Here is a 14,526-nt window from a genome sequence, read left to right on the forward strand (position 1 = left end):
CTGCATTTCCCTGTCGCTTTTTTCTGCGCCCCCAGCTTTACTTATCCATTCACCTCTTGCGCTCGCCCGGCTTTACCGTTAACGGACTTGAAGGGATTGATATGTCGCAGCAAAAATTCAATAAAACACGTTTCGACGCCGCGCTCACCCGCCAATGGCAGCATCTCGGACTCACTTCCGCCCAGCAAATGACACCGCAGCAATGGTGGCAAGCGCTGAGCCGCGTGCTGGCAGAAATGCTGGCGACGCAGCCACCTGTGCCAGCCAAACACGGGCAGCGCCACGTCAACTATCTGTCGATGGAGTTTCTGCTGGGGCGTTTGACCGGCAACAATTTGCTCAATCTTGGCTGGTATAACGAAGTGCAAGCCGCGCTGGCGGAACATCAGGTTGAGCTGAGCGAACTGCTGGAAGAGGAGGTGGATCCGGCACTCGGTAACGGCGGATTGGGGCGTTTGGCCGCCTGCTATATGGATTCGATGGCGACCGTCGGCCAGGCTGCGATGGGCCACGGCCTCAACTATCAATACGGCCTGTTTCGTCAGACGTTTGTCGACGGAAAGCAGCAGGAAGCGCCGGATGACTGGCAGCGCGATCGCTATCCGTGGTTCCGCCACAACGCCGCGCTGGATGTGCAGGTAGGCCTCGGCGGCAAGGTCAGAGAGAACCACGATGGCAGCCTCAGCTGGCGACCTAAAATTCACCTCAAAGGCGAAGCCTGGGATTTGCCGGTGGTGGGCTATCGCAACGGTATCACGCTGCCGCTACGCCTGTGGAAAGCCAGCAGCGCGCAGCCGTTCGATCTCACCGCGTTCAACAACGGCCAGTTCCTGCAGGCTGAGCAGCAAGGCATTGCAGCCGACAAGCTGACCAAAGTGCTCTATCCCAATGATAATCATGCCGAAGGTAAGCGGCTGCGCCTGATGCAGCAGTATTTCCAGTGCGCCTGCGCGGTGGGCGATATTCTGCGGCGTCATCATCTCGCCGGGCGCGCCATTCGCACCTTGCCAGATTTCGAAGTGATCCAGCTTAACGACACGCATCCCACCATCGCCATCCCGGAGATGCTGCGCGTGCTGCTGGATGAGCATCAACTGAGTTGGGACGATGCGTGGCACATCACCAGCCGCACCTTTGCGTATACCAATCACACGCTGATGCCGGAAGCGCTGGAGCGCTGGGATGAGAAGCTGGTGCGCGACCTGCTGCCGCGCCATATGTTGATCATCCGCGAGATTAATCGCCGCCTGAAAAAGGTGGTGAAGCAACGGTGGCCAGACGATAAAGCGATCTGGCACAAGCTGGCGGTGGTGGCTGATGGTCAGGTGCGCATGGCGAATCTGTGCGTGGTGAGCTGTTTCGCCGTCAACGGTGTGGCGGCGCTGCACTCCGAGCTGGTGGTGAAAGATCTGTTCCCGGAATATCACCTGCTGTGGCCGAACAAATTCCATAACGTGACCAACGGCATCACGCCGCGCCGCTGGTTGAAACAGTGCAATCCGCTGTTGGCGACGCTGATCGATGACAGCTTGCAGGTTGAGTGGGCCAACGATCTCGATGCGCTGGCGTGGCTGGCACCTTTCGCCCGCAAGAAGGCGTTTCGTCAGCAGTTTCGCGACATCAAGCAGCAAAACAAACAGCGGCTGACGCTCTACGTCAAGCGCGTCACCGGCATTGATATCAATCCGGATGCGCTGTTTGACGTGCAGATTAAGCGACTGCATGAGTACAAACGTCAGCACCTCAGTTTGCTGCATATGCTGCACTGCTATCGCCAGCTGCGCGACAACCCGGATAACCCCGACTTTGTGCCGCGCGTGTTCCTGTTTGGCGCCAAAGCCGCGCCCAGCTACTACCTCGCCAAAAATATCATCTATGCCATCAACAAAGTGGCGGAGGTGATCAACAACGATCCACTCGTCGGCGATCGCCTCAAAGTGGTGTTTATCCCGGATTACCGCATCACCGCCGCAGAGCTGATGATTCCGGCCGCCGATCTCTCCGAGCAGATTTCCACCGCCGGTTATGAGGCTTCCGGCACCGGCAATATGAAGCTGGCGCTGAACGGCGCGCTCACCATTGGCACGCTGGACGGCGCCAATGTGGAGATTGCTGAAGCGGTGGGCGCGAAGAATATCTTTATCTTCGGCAACAGCGTGGACGAGGTGAAAGCGCTGAAGGCGGGCGGCTACAGCCCGAAAAAGCTGCGTAAACAGAATCCTTATCTGGATGGTTTGCTGAAGGAGCTGGAGAAGGGCAAGTTCAGCGACGGCGATAAGCATGCGTTTGATTTGATGCTGCAAAGCCTGACCAAAAATGGCGATCCCTGGCTGGTGCTGGCCGACTTTGATGCCTACATCGCCGCGCAGCAGCAGGTGGAAGCGTTGTGGAAAAACCCGGACGCCTGGACGCGCGCAGCGATCCTCAATACCGCTCACACCGGCCGCTTCAGCTCTGATCGTTCAATTCGCGATTATCAGCAGCGGATTTGGCAGGCGGCCCGATAAAGACACGATTGATGATTTTGGAGACACGATGACGCTCAACAAGCTGGACCAGGCGACACAGGATGCCGGCATTTCGCTGCGCTTTATTAACGCGCACGGCGAGCCGGAAACCATCAGCGATGAGACCAAACGCGCGTTGCTGGCAGTCATGGAAACGCCAACCGGTAAAGCGCCACCGCTGCCGCCGGTGCAGGTATTTGCCGCTCGCAGCAAGCGCCAACTGACGCCACAAGGCAGCGGCACCTTTTCCTGGCAGCTACAAACCGAACAGGGCAAAAGCTTCAGCGGCGAAGTGCAGGGCGGAGAACCGCTCACACTGCCGCCACGTCTGTCACAGGGTTATCACCAGCTCACGCTGCGCAAAGGTCGCCAGCAGTGGCAAACCCGCATCATCATTGCGCCACGCCGCTGTTTTATCCCGGCATCAGTCGAGCAAGGAGAGAAACTGTGGGGCGCGTTAGTACAGCTTTACACGCTGCGATCGGATGACAATTGGGGCATCGGTGACTTCGGCGATTTGGCGCAAATGCTGGAGAACGTTGCCAATAATGGCGGTGACTTCGTTGGCCTTAATCCTTTGCATGCGCTTTATCCTGCACAGCCAGAACATGCCAGTCCTTACAGCCCAACCTCACGTCGCTGGCTCAACGTGCTGTATATCGACGTTAATCGGCTGGAGGATTTTCAGCGTAGCGAGGCAGCGCAGCGTTGGTGGCAAAGGGCGAAAACACGCAAAGCGCTGGATCAGGCGCGCGCGGCTGAGTTTGTCGATTACAGCGCGGTGGCCAAACTGAAATTGGCCGCGCTGCGCTTTGCCTGGCAGCGCTTCCAGCCGCGCGCCGCTGAAGATGCCGGATTCCAGCAATTTATCGTTGAGGGCGGCGACCATCTGCGTTATCAGGCGGCGTTTGATGGCATTCTCGCCGAACGCAGCCAGCAGCATCCTGATGAATGGGGTTGGACCAACTGGCCGGAAGGCTGGCGCAACGCTTTGCTGCCGGAGGTGCAGCAATGGTGTGCGGAACACGAAGAGGAGATTCAATTCTGGAGTTGGTTGCAGTGGGTGGCACAAGAGCAGTTTGCCATCTGCTGTCAAATTAGCCAGCAGCTTGGCATGGAAGTGGGATTATATCGCGACTTAGCGGTCGGCGTGGCGCAAGGCAGCGCGGAAACCTGGCAGGATCCGGAACTGTATAAACTCGGCGCTTCCGTTGGCGCACCGCCGGATCGCCTCGGTCCGCAGGGGCAAAACTGGTGTTTGCCGCCGCTCGATCCACATGTGATGCGCGCGCGCGGTTATCAGCCTTTTATCGACCTGCTGCGCGCCAATATGCGTGACTGCGGCGCTTTGCGTATCGATCACGTGATGGCGCTGCTGCGCTTGTGGTGGATTCCCTACGGCGAAAGCGCGGATAAAGGCGCTTACGTGGCCTATCCGGTTGAGGATCTGCTAGCGATCCTGGCGCTGGAGAGTCAGCGCCATCGCTGCATGGTCATTGGCGAAGATCTCGGCACGGTGCCAAAAGAGATCGTCAGCCTGCTGCGCAAAAGCGGCATTTTCTCGTGGAAAGTGTTGTTCTTCGAGCAGCACGGCGATGGCAGCTATCGTCAGCCGCAAGAGTATCCCGTGCAGTCGATTGCCAGCGCCAGTACCCATGATTTGCCGACGTTGGCGGGATTCTGGAGATATGAGGATCTTTTTCTGGGTCACAAACTGGGCTTGTACCAGGAGAGCGTATACATGTCATTGCTAAGGCAAAGGGATACACAAAAACAGGCGCTATTGGATGCGCTGCATCAGATGAATACGTTGCCTGCGCGCCACGGTACCGTTGCCAGCCGATTGTCCTTCACACCGGTGCTCAATCGCGGCTTCCACCGCTATCTGGCGCGCACTAACAGCGCATTGCTGGGGCTGCAACCTGAAGACTGGCTTGCTATGTCTTCACCGGTCAACGTGCCGGGTACGGTAGATGAATATCCAAACTGGCGGCGCAAGTTAAGCGTCACAATCGAAAAGATGTTTAGAGGAAACGTGCCGGGCTTATTGAATGCGGTGAATACCGGGCGCAGGAAGCGTTGAAGAACGCGCGGCAGCGTCGGGTCGCTGCCGCGTGCTTAATCAGTAGTACGAGTGCTCGCCGCGCTGGTGCTCGGTCAAATCGCGCACGCCTTTCAGCTCAGGGAAGGCTGCCAGCAGCTCTTTCTCGATGCCATCTTTCAGCGTGACGTCGATCATCGAACAACCGTTACAGCCGCCGCCGAATTGCAGAATGGCGATGCCGTCATCGGTGATTTCCATCAGCGATACGCGACCGCCGTGGCCAGCCAGCTGCGGGTTAATCTGCGCTTGCAGCAGATATTCCACGCGTTCCACCATTGGCGCATCGTCAGAGACTTTCCGCATTTTGGCGTTAGGCGCTTTCAGCGTCAGCTGCGAACCGAGGTTGTCGGTAACAAAGTCGATTTCCGCGTCATCGAGGTACGGTGCGCTCAGCTCATCAACAAAGGCTGACAGTTTTTCGAACTTAAATTCGGTATCAGTCGCTTCTACTGCATCGGGTGGGCAGTAAGAAACACCGCATTCTGCGGTTGGCGTACCCGGATTAATGACGAATACGCGAATCTGAGTGCCATCTTCTTGTTTGGACAGCAATTTTGAGAAGTGCTCTTGCGCAGCATCAGTAATAACGATCATGGCGATTGCTCAATAGTTGACTAAATTACTTGGTTATAATACGCCCAACACCGACGCTCTACAAGGTACGGCACAGGCAACCAATGTGTACGCTGGCCGCGCCTTGCGCCAGCAGGATGCGGCTAATTTCCGCCACGGTACTTCCGGTCGTCACAACATCGTCGATAAGCAGGATATGGCGTCCGCGCACCGGCATTTCAAGGCGAAACGCGCCGCGCAGGTTCTTTTTGCGCGCGCTGGCGCTCAATGAATGCTGAACTGCGCCCTGTCGCACCCGCTTTACCGCTTCGCGATATTCACAGCCCAGCCAGCGAGCCAGCGGTTTTGCTAGCAGCGCCGCCTGATTGTAGCCGCGTTGCCAGGCGCGCCGACGATGCAGCGGTACGCTCAGCACCAAATCTACACGCGGCAGCCGGTAATCACGACGCATTGTTAACAATTTTAACAAAATCAGCCGCGCCAGCATCACTCTGAGTGCGGTTACGCGAGAAAACTTCAACTGCTGCACCCAATCGCTCAGCGGCGGCAGGTAATCGCTGACGCAGCTCAGGCTCTGCCACGGCGGCGGGCGGCGCAGGCAGCGCCCGCAGGGCTGCATTCCACTGGCCGGTAAACCGCAGCAGGGACAGAGTGCCGGTAGCCGCGGAATTTGCTGCACGCAGCGGCTGCACAAACCGTGGCTGGCAATCTGCAACGGCAGGCGGCATAGCCAACACAGGGCCGGGATTGGTAGCATAGCGACCTCCTTATCACTTTTCCGGAGTGTAACCGATGAGTTCGCTTTACTGGCACACCACAGGCACGGGCGATCGCGATCTTGTGCTGCTGCACGGCTGGGGTTTGAACGCCGAAGTGTGGCAAAACATCGTTCCGCGACTCAGCTCGCATTTTCGCCTGCATCTGGTGGATCTGCCGGGCTTTGGCCGCAGCCAGGGTTTTGCGCCGCTGACCTTAGCGGAAATGGCGCAACAGCTGTTGCCGCAGTTACCCGACCGCGCGGTGCTGCTCGGCTGGTCGCTGGGTGGATTGGTGGCCAGCCAGCTGGCGTTAACCCAGCCGGAGCGCGTTGCAGCGCTGATCACTGTTGCCTTATCGCCGTGTTTTACCGCGCGTGATGTATGGCCCGGCATCAAGCCCGAAACGCTGCAAAATTTTCAGCAGCAGTTGAGCACGGATTTCCAGCGCACCGTTGAGCGCTTTCTGGCGCTGCAAACCATGGGCACGGAGAACGCGCGACAGGATGCGCGTCAGTTGAAAGAGGTGGTGTTATCACAGCCGATGCCGTCGGTTGCGGTGCTGGAAGGGGGATTAGAGATTTTGCGTCAGGACGATTTGCGTGCCGCGCTCGACGATCTACCGCTGCCGTTCCTGCGTATTTACGGCTATCTCGATGGGCTGGTGCCGCGTCGTATTGCAGAAGTACTGGATTCACGCTGGCCAGCTTCATCCTCGGTGGTGATGGAGAAAGCCGCGCATGCGCCTTTCATTTCTCACCCCGATGAATTTACGCAGCTGATCATGACGTTTACCGCAGCCACATAAACTGCCACGCAGCCAGCGTTAAGGGCTGGCTGCCATCCAGCTTCTCCCCGCTAATCACATCCTGCATATGCCGCGCCAGCGGTAACTGTGTCGTCACCTCATGACGGCTGAGATTAAACACACACAGCAACCCCTCATCGCTATCCGGCTGATGGCGACGCAACACCAGCAGGCTATTTTCGCTTTCCAGCAGCGTCATCGGATTATCGGGATGAAACGCGGGCTGCCGCGTGCGCAGTTGAATCAGCGCGCTCAGGCGTTCATACACCTGTTGGCGCAGCGGGTTGCCGCCGCTGATCCACTGTTCCATTTCACGCAGGCTGTACTTCTCCCGGTTGATAGCGCGGTTATGACCGGCGGCGCGCACGCCTTCATTATCGTTGCGCGAGCCAAGAATACTTTGAATGTAGATCGCCGGTACGCCAGGAAACGACAGCAGAATCGCGTGTGCCAGCAGGAAGCGGCGCAAACGCGTGTCATCGTCGTCGTCCTGCTGATTGAGCGCATCGAAATAGGTGACATTGATTTCGTAAGGGCTGGTGGTGCCATCGGCATTGTTCTTGTAGGAGACCAGCGCGCCTTCCAGTGCTAAATCACGCACCAGCGCCACTATCTCCACTTCCGACAAAATGCCGCGCGCCGGATTGAGTCCAATGCCGTCGTGCGAGGCAAGAAAGTTAAAGAAAGTGGTGGTGCCACCGCCTAAATCCAGCGTGCTGGCCCATTGACGCAGCGCACGCGCCGATCCCGAATGAATGGCGTGCAGCACCAGCGGCGGCAGCGAAAACTGATACACCATTTGCGCTTCATCTTTGCCGTTACCGAAATAGCTGATGTTGTCTTTGTGCGGCACGTTGGTTTCGGTGACGATCACCGTACCGGGTGCCACTTCATTGGCTATGGCGCGAAACAGCTTCACCAGCTGATGCGTTTTCGGCAGGTGAATGCAGTTGGTGCCCGGCGTTTTCCACATGTAGCCCACCGCGTCGAGCCGCACATAATCCGCGCCTTTGTTCAGGTAGTCGAGCAGCACATCGACCATGCGAATCAGCACTTCCGGATTGCCAAAGTTGAGGTCGATCTGGTCGGCGCTGAAGGTGGTCCAGATATAGCGCGTCTCGCCGTCGGCCATCGCAAACGGTGTGAGCAGCGGCGAGGTGCGTGGACGCGTCACCGCGCTGAGATCGGTCGCCGGCGGCATGCTGATAAAGAAATCATCCCAACCCGGATCCTGCGCCAGAAAGTGTTGAAACCAGCGGCTGTGCGCCGACATATGGTTGCAGACAAAATCAAACATCAGCCGCGTTTCGCTGTGCAGCGCGCTGATGTGCTGCCAGTCGCCGCAGATCGGATTGACCTGGTGATAGTCGATAACTGAGAAGCCATCGTCGGAAGAGTAGGGAAAGAACGGCAACAGATGCACCAGACTGAAAGTGGATTGCAGATGCTGCTGATAAAAACGCGAGAAGCTGGCAAGGGTTGGCTGTTCAGGTTCGCGGAATTGATCGGCATAGGTAATCAGCACCACATCTTTCTCATCCCAGTGCGCCTTGCGCGGCAGTTTTGCCGTATCGCGCGCGGCACGAATGTGTGAAAGCAGGCGTTCACGCGCCGCGACCGGAAAGCTGCCGTGATAAATCTCATCGATTAAGGCGTTGATAATATCCATGGATCGCTGGGCCACGCGGAAGGTTATTTTTTCAGCGTAGTTGGATGAGGAGATTTATCAAGCTGATACGCGCAGAGACGAGGGTTTCTCCGCGCGTTATTTACGGCAGGAACTTAGCGTTTTTTACCGAATGCCGCGGCGAGCGCATCGCCCATCGCGCTGTTGCCGGCAGACGAGCTGGCAGGTTTGCCGCGACCTTTGTTATTGGCCGCCGGGCGGGCGTTTTCTTTGCCTGCGCTGCGGTTGCTGCCGCGGGCATTGCTTTCACCAGGCTGCTCGTCCAGACGCATGGTGAGCGCAATACGCTTACGCTGCATATCCACTTCCATCACCTTCACTTTGACGATATCGCCGGCCTTCACCACCTGATGGGGATCTTCAACGAACTTGTCGGAAAGGGAAGAGATGTGCACCAAACCATCCTGATGCACGCCGATATCGACGAAAGCACCGAAGTTGGTGACGTTGGTGACGGCGCCTTCCAGCACCATGCCCGGCAGCAGATCGTTGAGCGTTTCCACGCCTTCAGCAAACTGCGCGGTTTTAAACTCCGGACGTGGATCGCGGCCCGGTTTTTCCAGCTCTTTGATGATGTCTGTGACCGTGGGCAAGCCAAAGCGCTCATCGGTGAAGTCGCGGGCATTCAGATCGCGCAGACCGCCAGCATTGCCCATTAGCTCATTCAGCGCCTGCTCGGTGGCGGCCAGAATGCGCTCGACCAGCGGATAGGCTTCCGGGTGCACAGTTGAGGCATCCAGCGGGTTATCGCCGTGGTTGATGCGCAGGAAGCCCGCGCACTGCTCAAAGGCTTTCGGCCCGAGGCGGCTCACCTTTAGCAGTTGCTGACGATTCTGGAAGCGGCCATTTTCATCGCGCCAGCTAACAATATTCTGCGCCATCATGCGGGTTAAACCGGCCACGCGGGTCAGTAGCGCCACAGACGCGGTGTTGAGATCGACACCCACGGCGTTTACGCAGTCTTCCACTACCGCATCCAGCTTCTTCGCCAGCTGGCTTTGGCTGACGTCGTGCTGATATTGGCCTACGCCGATCGATTTCGGATCGATCTTCACTAGCTCGGCGAGCGGGTCCTGCAGGCGACGCGCGATGGAAACCGCGCCACGGATGGAAACGTCGAGATCCGGAAACTCCAGCGCCGCCAGCTCAGAAGCCGAATAGACCGATGCACCGGCTTCGCTGACGATTACTTTCTGCGCGTTGATTTGCGGGAACTGCTTCTGTACGTCGAGGAAGAAACGCTCGGTCTCGCGCGAGGCGGTACCGTTACCAATCGCCACCAGTTCAACCTGATGTTTGGCGCACAGCGCCGCCACGGCCGTGGCGGCTTTCGCCGCCTGGCCGGTGTGCGGATAAATGGTATCGGTGGCAACCAGCTTGCCGGTGGCATCTACCACCGCAACTTTCACACCGGTACGCAAGCCCGGATCGAGGCCCATGGTGGCGCGCATGCCCGCAGGCGCGGCCATCAGCAGATCGTGCAGGTTACGGGCAAATACGTTGATGGCTTCATCTTCGGCGCGTTCACGAAGGGTGCCCATCAATTCAGTTTCGAGGTGCAGCAGCACTTTGATGCGCCAGGTCCAGCTCACCACCGCTTTACGCCAGCTATCCGCTGGCGCGTTATTCAGGCGCAGCTTGAGGTGTTCGGCGATCAGCGTTTCGCCATAGCTTTCACGCGGGGCTTCATCGAACTGCGGATCGGCATTCAGCGACAGCTGCAGCACGCCTTCATTGCGGCCGCGGAACATCGCCAGCGCACGGTGCGACGGGACGCCGCTCAGCGCTTCGTGATGATCGAAGTAGTCGCGGAATTTCGCGCCTTCTTCCTCTTTACCTTCCACCACGCGCGAAACCACATGCGCGTTCTTCCACAGATATTCACGCACTTTCGCCAGCAGCGTCGCGTCTTCGGCAAAGCGCTCCATCAGGATGTAGCGCGCGCCATCCAGAGCAGCGCGCACGTCGGCGACACCTTTGTCGGCATCAACGTAGCTGGCGGCCAGCTGCTCGGGATCCTGCGATGGGTCCTGCCACAGCGTATCGGCCAGCGGTTCCAGACCGGCTTCAATAGCGATCTGTCCGCGCGTGCGACGCTTCTGTTTGTACGGCAGGTAAAGGTCTTCCAGCTCGGTTTTGTTCAGCGTGCTGTTGATGGCGGTGGCGAGTTCAGGCGTGAGTTTGCCCTGTTCGTCGATGGATTTCAGAATCGACTGGCGACGATCGTTCAGCTCGCGCAGGTAACTCAGACGGCTCTCCAGCAAACGCAGCTGGGTGTCGTCGAGTCCGCCGGTCACTTCCTTACGATAACGTGCGATAAACGGCACGGTGTTCCCTTCATCAAGTAAGCGAACGGCAGCATCAACCTGGTCGGCGCGTGCCTTCAGCTCACCTGCGATAATCTGGCTCAGTGAATCTTTCATCATCATTAACAATGCTTACACAGGGTTGGAAATAGCGGACAGTTATACGGAATGAGGCCGAAAATTGCCAGCCGGTGGCCCGTGAATCCGTCTTTTTCTGAATGCAGCGCGCGCAATCTTGCTGATGGTCAATCGGTCGCTTATTGTTAGCCTCTTTGCTGCGAAGAACCGCCGTCACCACGAGTTGAAGTCATGAAAACCCAACTGATTACCCGCGAAGGCTATAACAAGCTGCGTGCCGAACACGACCATTTGTGGAATGAAAAGCGTCCGGAAGTCACCAAAATCGTCTCCTGGGCTGCCAGCCTCGGCGATCGTTCGGAAAACGCGGATTACACCTACAACAAGCGTCTGCTGCGCCAGATCGATCGCCGGGTGCGCTATCTGCGTAAATGCCTCGCCGATCTGAAAATCGTCGATTACGCGCCGCAGCAGGAGGGCAAAGTGTTTTTCGGTGCCTGGGTGCAAGTGGAGAATGAGCAGGGCGACGTTAAGCGTTTCCGCATTGTTGGCCCGGATGAAATTTATGGCGAGACGATGAAAGAGTACATCTCGATCGACTCGCCGATGGCGCGCGCGCTGATCAAGAAAGAAGTGGATGACGAAGTGGTGGTCAACACGCCGGAAGGGCAGAAGTTGTGGTTTGTGAACAGCATCGATTATGTGAAAGAGACGCCTTAAAAAAGCGCAATCGCCGTTGGTGTAGTACTCAACACTCTTTCGCAAAACGCACACATCGTAGCGGCGCAATTTATTGCGCGATAAATCGCGCCGCTACGAAATGTGCGGTATTAAATGGCAGAGATTAACGGTACGGCCGTGATGCGTTATTTACCGGCCTGGGTCGCGGTGGTGGTTGAGGTACCGCTGCCACCTTTGTCGCCGCCGCCCATGGTCGCCAGCGCCACGCCGAGCAGCGCGCCTACAGCGCCAACACCGATCGCGTCCGAGTTACCCTTCGCCGTCGTGGATGCCTGCGCGCCAGCCGCTTCGCCCGCGCTGGTGGCCGCCTGAACCTGAGTGAAGCTGGTCAGTACCAGTGCGCCCAGCAGAATTACCGTTTTTTTCATTTTTCTCTCTCCACATGAACTCAATAACAACAGGTACGAATCCAGTGTCGGAGATCGAGAGAAGAGAGGAAAGAGGAGATTACTGATTGATTTGTAGGAATTAATTTAACACTGGCCTTGTTTTTCATCGCTCGGGAATTGTTCCGAAAACAGATGCGCATTCCGCAAGAGAAATGCCCTATTTTATGCTGCCATCACTCCAACTCAGGCCTATTCTTCACCATCACCTTAAGTCAAATCGCCCTGAACGCCTCTCTGGCGGCGGGATTTTTTGTCATGAACCAGTAACAGAAAGAAAATGCGCCAAATTTTCAGATAAGCGCTAAGCGGCTTGAAAGCACAGATAAAAAACGCGAAGCGAAGCGCATTTCAGAGTCAAAAATAAATATAAGCTGCTGTTTAATATGCTTTGTAACAATTTCGGCTAGAATATAAACCATTAATGACTGTCACACTGAGGCCTCTTTTTTTAACAATATTGGCTCAGGCAATGGCGCCTTTGGGAGTTGAACATGCAAGAGAACTACAAAATTCTGGTCGTCGATGATGATATGCGTTTGCGTGCGTTGCTGGAGCGCTATCTCACCGAGCAGGGCTTTCAGGTGCGTAGCGTTGCCAACGCCGAGCAAATGGACCGACTGTTAACCCGCGAATCCTTCCACTTGATGGTGCTCGACTTGATGCTGCCGGGCGAAGATGGTTTGTCTATCTGCCGCCGTTTACGCAGTCAAAGCAACCCGATGCCGATCATCATGGTCACCGCGAAAGGCGAAGAAGTGGATCGTATCGTCGGTCTGGAAATCGGTGCGGATGACTACATTCCAAAACCGTTTAACCCGCGCGAACTGCTGGCGCGTATTCGTGCCGTATTGCGTCGTCAGGCCAATGAGTTGCCGGGCGCGCCTTCGCAGGAAGAAGCGGTTATCGCCTTCGGTAAGTTTAAGCTGAACCTCGGCACCCGCGAGATGTTCCGTGAAGATGAGCCAATGCCGCTGACCAGCGGTGAGTTTGCCGTGCTGAAAGCGCTGGTGAGCCATCCGCGTGAGCCGCTGTCACGCGATAAGCTGATGAACCTGGCGCGTGGCCGTGAATACAGCGCCATGGAACGCTCCATCGACGTGCAGATCTCGCGTCTGCGCCGCATGGTGGAAGAAGATCCGGCGCATCCACGTTACATTCAGACCGTTTGGGGTCTTGGCTACGTATTCGTTCCGGACGGCAGCAAAGCATGAGGCGATTGCGCTTCTCACCCCGCAGTTCGTTTGCCCGCACCTTGTTATTGATTGTTACCTTGCTGTTCGTCAGCCTGGTAACAACCTATTTGGTGGTGCTCAATTTCGCCATTCTTCCCAGCTTGCAGCAGTTCAATAAGGTCCTCGCGTACGAAGTGCGTATGTTGATGACCGATCGGCTGCAGCTGGAAGACGGAACGCAGTTGGAAGTGCCACCGGCCTTTCGACGCGAAATTTATCGTGAGCTGGGCATCTCGTTGTATACCAACGCGGCGGCGGAAGAGAGCGGTTTGCGCTGGGCGCAACATTACGAATTCCTCAGTGAGCAGATGGGCCAGCAGCTGGGCGGTCCTACCGATGTCCGTGTCGAGGTAAATAAAAATTCGCCGGTGGTGTGGCTGAAAACCTGGCTGTCGCCGGATATCTGGGTGCGCGTGCCGCTCACCGAAATCCATCAGGGCGACTTCTCACCGCTGTTCCGCTACACGCTGGCGATTATGCTGCTGGCGATTGGCGGCGCCTGGCTGTTTATCCGCATCCAGAACCGACCCCTGGTGGATCTGGAGCATGCGGCGTTGCAGGTCGGTAAAGGCATCATTCCACCGCCGCTGCGTGAATACGGCGCGTCGGAAGTGCGTTCGGTGACGCGGGCGTTTAACCAAATGGCGGCCGGTGTGAAGCAGTTGGCCGACGATCGTACCTTGTTAATGGCGGGTGTCAGCCACGATTTGCGTACGCCGCTGACGCGCATTCGTCTCGCTACTGAGATGATGGGCGAGCAGGATGGTTATCTGGCGGAGTCGATCAACAAAGATATCGAAGAGTGCAACGCGATTATCGAGCAGTTCATCGACTATCTGCGTACCGGTCAGGAGATGCAGACCGAGCGTGCCGACCTGAACAGCGTGCTGGGCGAAGTGGTGGCGGCAGAGAGCGGCTACGAGCGCGAGATTGAGAACGCGGTGATGTCCGAGGATTTGATGCTGGATATCAACCCGCTGTCCATCAAGCGCGCGCTGGCGAATCTGGTGGTCAACGCGGCGCGTTATGGCAATGGATGGATTAAGGTCAGCAGCGGCAAGGAGCTGAACCGCGCGTGGTTCCAGGTGGAGGATGATGGTCCGGGCATCAAGCCGGATCAGCTACAGCATCTGTTCCAGCCGTTTGTGCGCGGCGACAGCGCGCGCAGTACCAGCGGCACCGGTCTCGGTTTGGCGATTGTGCAGCGTATTATCGATGCGCATGAAGGCTCGCTGGAGATTGGTGACAGCGACCGGGGCGGATTGCGGATTCGTGCCTGGTTGCCGATTCCGGAAGGCAGCAGCGCTACGGCGGTAGCGAGTATCAATCACAGTGCGTGATACCCG

The 14,526-nt window shown here is 57.2% G+C and carries 11 protein-coding genes; 6 read left to right on the top strand and 5 right to left on the bottom strand.

All coding sequences use genetic code 11. From position 1 onward, the window contains the following. The first annotated feature begins 101 nt into the window (after nt 1-101). Both malP and malQ read left to right on the top strand, forming a co-directional pair. Nucleotides 102-2,507, top strand: a complete 2,406-nt coding sequence (gene malP / locus MWH02_RS18295; RefSeq protein WP_271461192.1) for a maltodextrin phosphorylase — start codon at nt 102-104, stop codon at nt 2,505-2,507. Nucleotides 2,508-2,535: 28 nt separating this feature from the next. Further along, entirely contained in the window at nt 2,536-4,590 is a 2,055-nt protein-coding gene (malQ, locus tag MWH02_RS18300) for a 4-alpha-glucanotransferase (protein ID WP_271461193.1), read from the top strand. Between the two features lie 39 nt (nt 4,591-4,629). Here the strand turns inward: malQ and nfuA are convergent, their stop codons facing one another. After that, on the bottom strand, nt 4,630-5,205 hold the full coding sequence (nfuA, locus tag MWH02_RS18305; protein ID WP_064741235.1) for a Fe-S biogenesis protein NfuA: 576 nt from the start codon (nt 5,203-5,205) through the stop codon (nt 4,630-4,632). A 58-nt stretch (nt 5,206-5,263) separates the two neighbouring features. Further along, the gene (gene gntX, locus MWH02_RS18310) at nt 5,264-5,941 is read right to left on the bottom strand and encodes a DNA utilization protein GntX (protein ID WP_101762685.1); all 678 of its coding nucleotides are present in this window, start codon (nt 5,939-5,941) and stop codon (nt 5,264-5,266) included. 35 nt (nt 5,942-5,976) lie between these two features. Here gntX and bioH point away from each other — a divergent pair, with 35 nt between their 5' ends. Continuing rightward, on the top strand, nt 5,977-6,747 hold the full coding sequence (gene bioH / locus MWH02_RS18315; RefSeq protein WP_271461194.1) for a pimeloyl-ACP methyl ester esterase BioH: 771 nt from the start codon (nt 5,977-5,979) through the stop codon (nt 6,745-6,747). Here the strand turns inward: bioH and MWH02_RS18320 are convergent. Beyond that, the gene (locus MWH02_RS18320) at nt 6,731-8,416 is read right to left on the bottom strand and encodes an alpha-amylase family glycosyl hydrolase (protein WP_101762683.1); all 1,686 of its coding nucleotides are present in this window, start codon (nt 8,414-8,416) and stop codon (nt 6,731-6,733) included. The two genes, bioH and MWH02_RS18320, sit on opposite strands and share 17 nt — an antisense overlap. A 113-nt stretch (nt 8,417-8,529) precedes the next feature. Continuing rightward, the gene (locus tag MWH02_RS18325; RefSeq protein ID WP_439652373.1) at nt 8,530-10,857 is read right to left on the bottom strand and encodes a Tex family protein; all 2,328 of its coding nucleotides are present in this window, start codon (nt 10,855-10,857) and stop codon (nt 8,530-8,532) included. Nucleotides 10,858-11,049: 192 nt separating this feature from the next. Here MWH02_RS18325 and greB point away from each other — a divergent pair, with 192 nt between their 5' ends. Next, the gene (gene greB, locus MWH02_RS18330) at nt 11,050-11,538 is read left to right on the top strand and encodes a transcription elongation factor GreB (protein WP_101762682.1); all 489 of its coding nucleotides are present in this window, start codon (nt 11,050-11,052) and stop codon (nt 11,536-11,538) included. Nucleotides 11,539-11,684: 146 nt separating this feature from the next. On the opposite strand, the gene yjbE is transcribed toward greB, so the two are convergent. After that, on the bottom strand, nt 11,685-11,927 hold the full coding sequence (gene yjbE, locus MWH02_RS18335) for an exopolysaccharide production protein YjbE (protein WP_101762681.1): 243 nt from the start codon (nt 11,925-11,927) through the stop codon (nt 11,685-11,687). Between the two features lie 512 nt (nt 11,928-12,439). Here yjbE and ompR point away from each other — a divergent pair. Then, nucleotides 12,440-13,159 (top strand): osmolarity response regulator transcription factor OmpR, encoded by a 720-nt coding sequence (gene ompR / locus MWH02_RS18340; protein WP_001157751.1) that lies wholly within the window; start codon nt 12,440-12,442, stop codon nt 13,157-13,159. Further along, nucleotides 13,156-14,520 carry a two-component system sensor histidine kinase EnvZ gene (gene envZ / locus MWH02_RS18345; protein ID WP_101762680.1) on the top strand — a complete coding sequence of 455 codons (1,365 nt, stop codon included), beginning with the start codon at nt 13,156-13,158 and terminating at the stop codon, nt 14,518-14,520. Before ompR ends, envZ begins: the two co-directional genes overlap by 4 nt. The last annotated feature ends 6 nt before the right edge of the window (nt 14,521-14,526 follow it).

The sequence above is a fragment of the Pantoea leporis genome (assembly GCF_028048155.1).
In the GTDB taxonomy this organism is placed as follows: Bacteria; Pseudomonadota; Gammaproteobacteria; order Enterobacterales; family Enterobacteriaceae; genus Pantoea; species Pantoea leporis.

Coding starts and splice junctions, on each gene's coding strand:
- envZ (WP_101762680.1), top strand. CDS start 13,156: ATGAGGCGATTGCGCTTCTCACCCCGCAGTTCGTTTGCCCGCACCTTG.
- greB (WP_101762682.1), top strand. CDS start 11,050: ATGAAAACCCAACTGATTACCCGCGAAGGCTATAACAAGCTGCGTGCC.
- MWH02_RS18325 (WP_439652373.1), bottom strand. CDS start 10,857: ATGAAAGATTCACTGAGCCAGATTATCGCAGGTGAGCTGAAGGCACGC.
- yjbE (WP_101762681.1), bottom strand. CDS start 11,927: ATGAAAAAAACGGTAATTCTGCTGGGCGCACTGGTACTGACCAGCTTC.
- malP (WP_271461192.1), top strand. CDS start 102: ATGTCGCAGCAAAAATTCAATAAAACACGTTTCGACGCCGCGCTCACC.
- ompR (WP_001157751.1), top strand. CDS start 12,440: ATGCAAGAGAACTACAAAATTCTGGTCGTCGATGATGATATGCGTTTG.
- malQ (WP_271461193.1), top strand. CDS start 2,536: ATGACGCTCAACAAGCTGGACCAGGCGACACAGGATGCCGGCATTTCG.
- gntX (WP_101762685.1), bottom strand. CDS start 5,941: ATGCTACCAATCCCGGCCCTGTGTTGGCTATGCCGCCTGCCGTTGCAG.
- bioH (WP_271461194.1), top strand. CDS start 5,977: ATGAGTTCGCTTTACTGGCACACCACAGGCACGGGCGATCGCGATCTT.
- nfuA (WP_064741235.1), bottom strand. CDS start 5,205: ATGATCGTTATTACTGATGCTGCGCAAGAGCACTTCTCAAAATTGCTG.
- MWH02_RS18320 (WP_101762683.1), bottom strand. CDS start 8,416: ATGGATATTATCAACGCCTTAATCGATGAGATTTATCACGGCAGCTTT.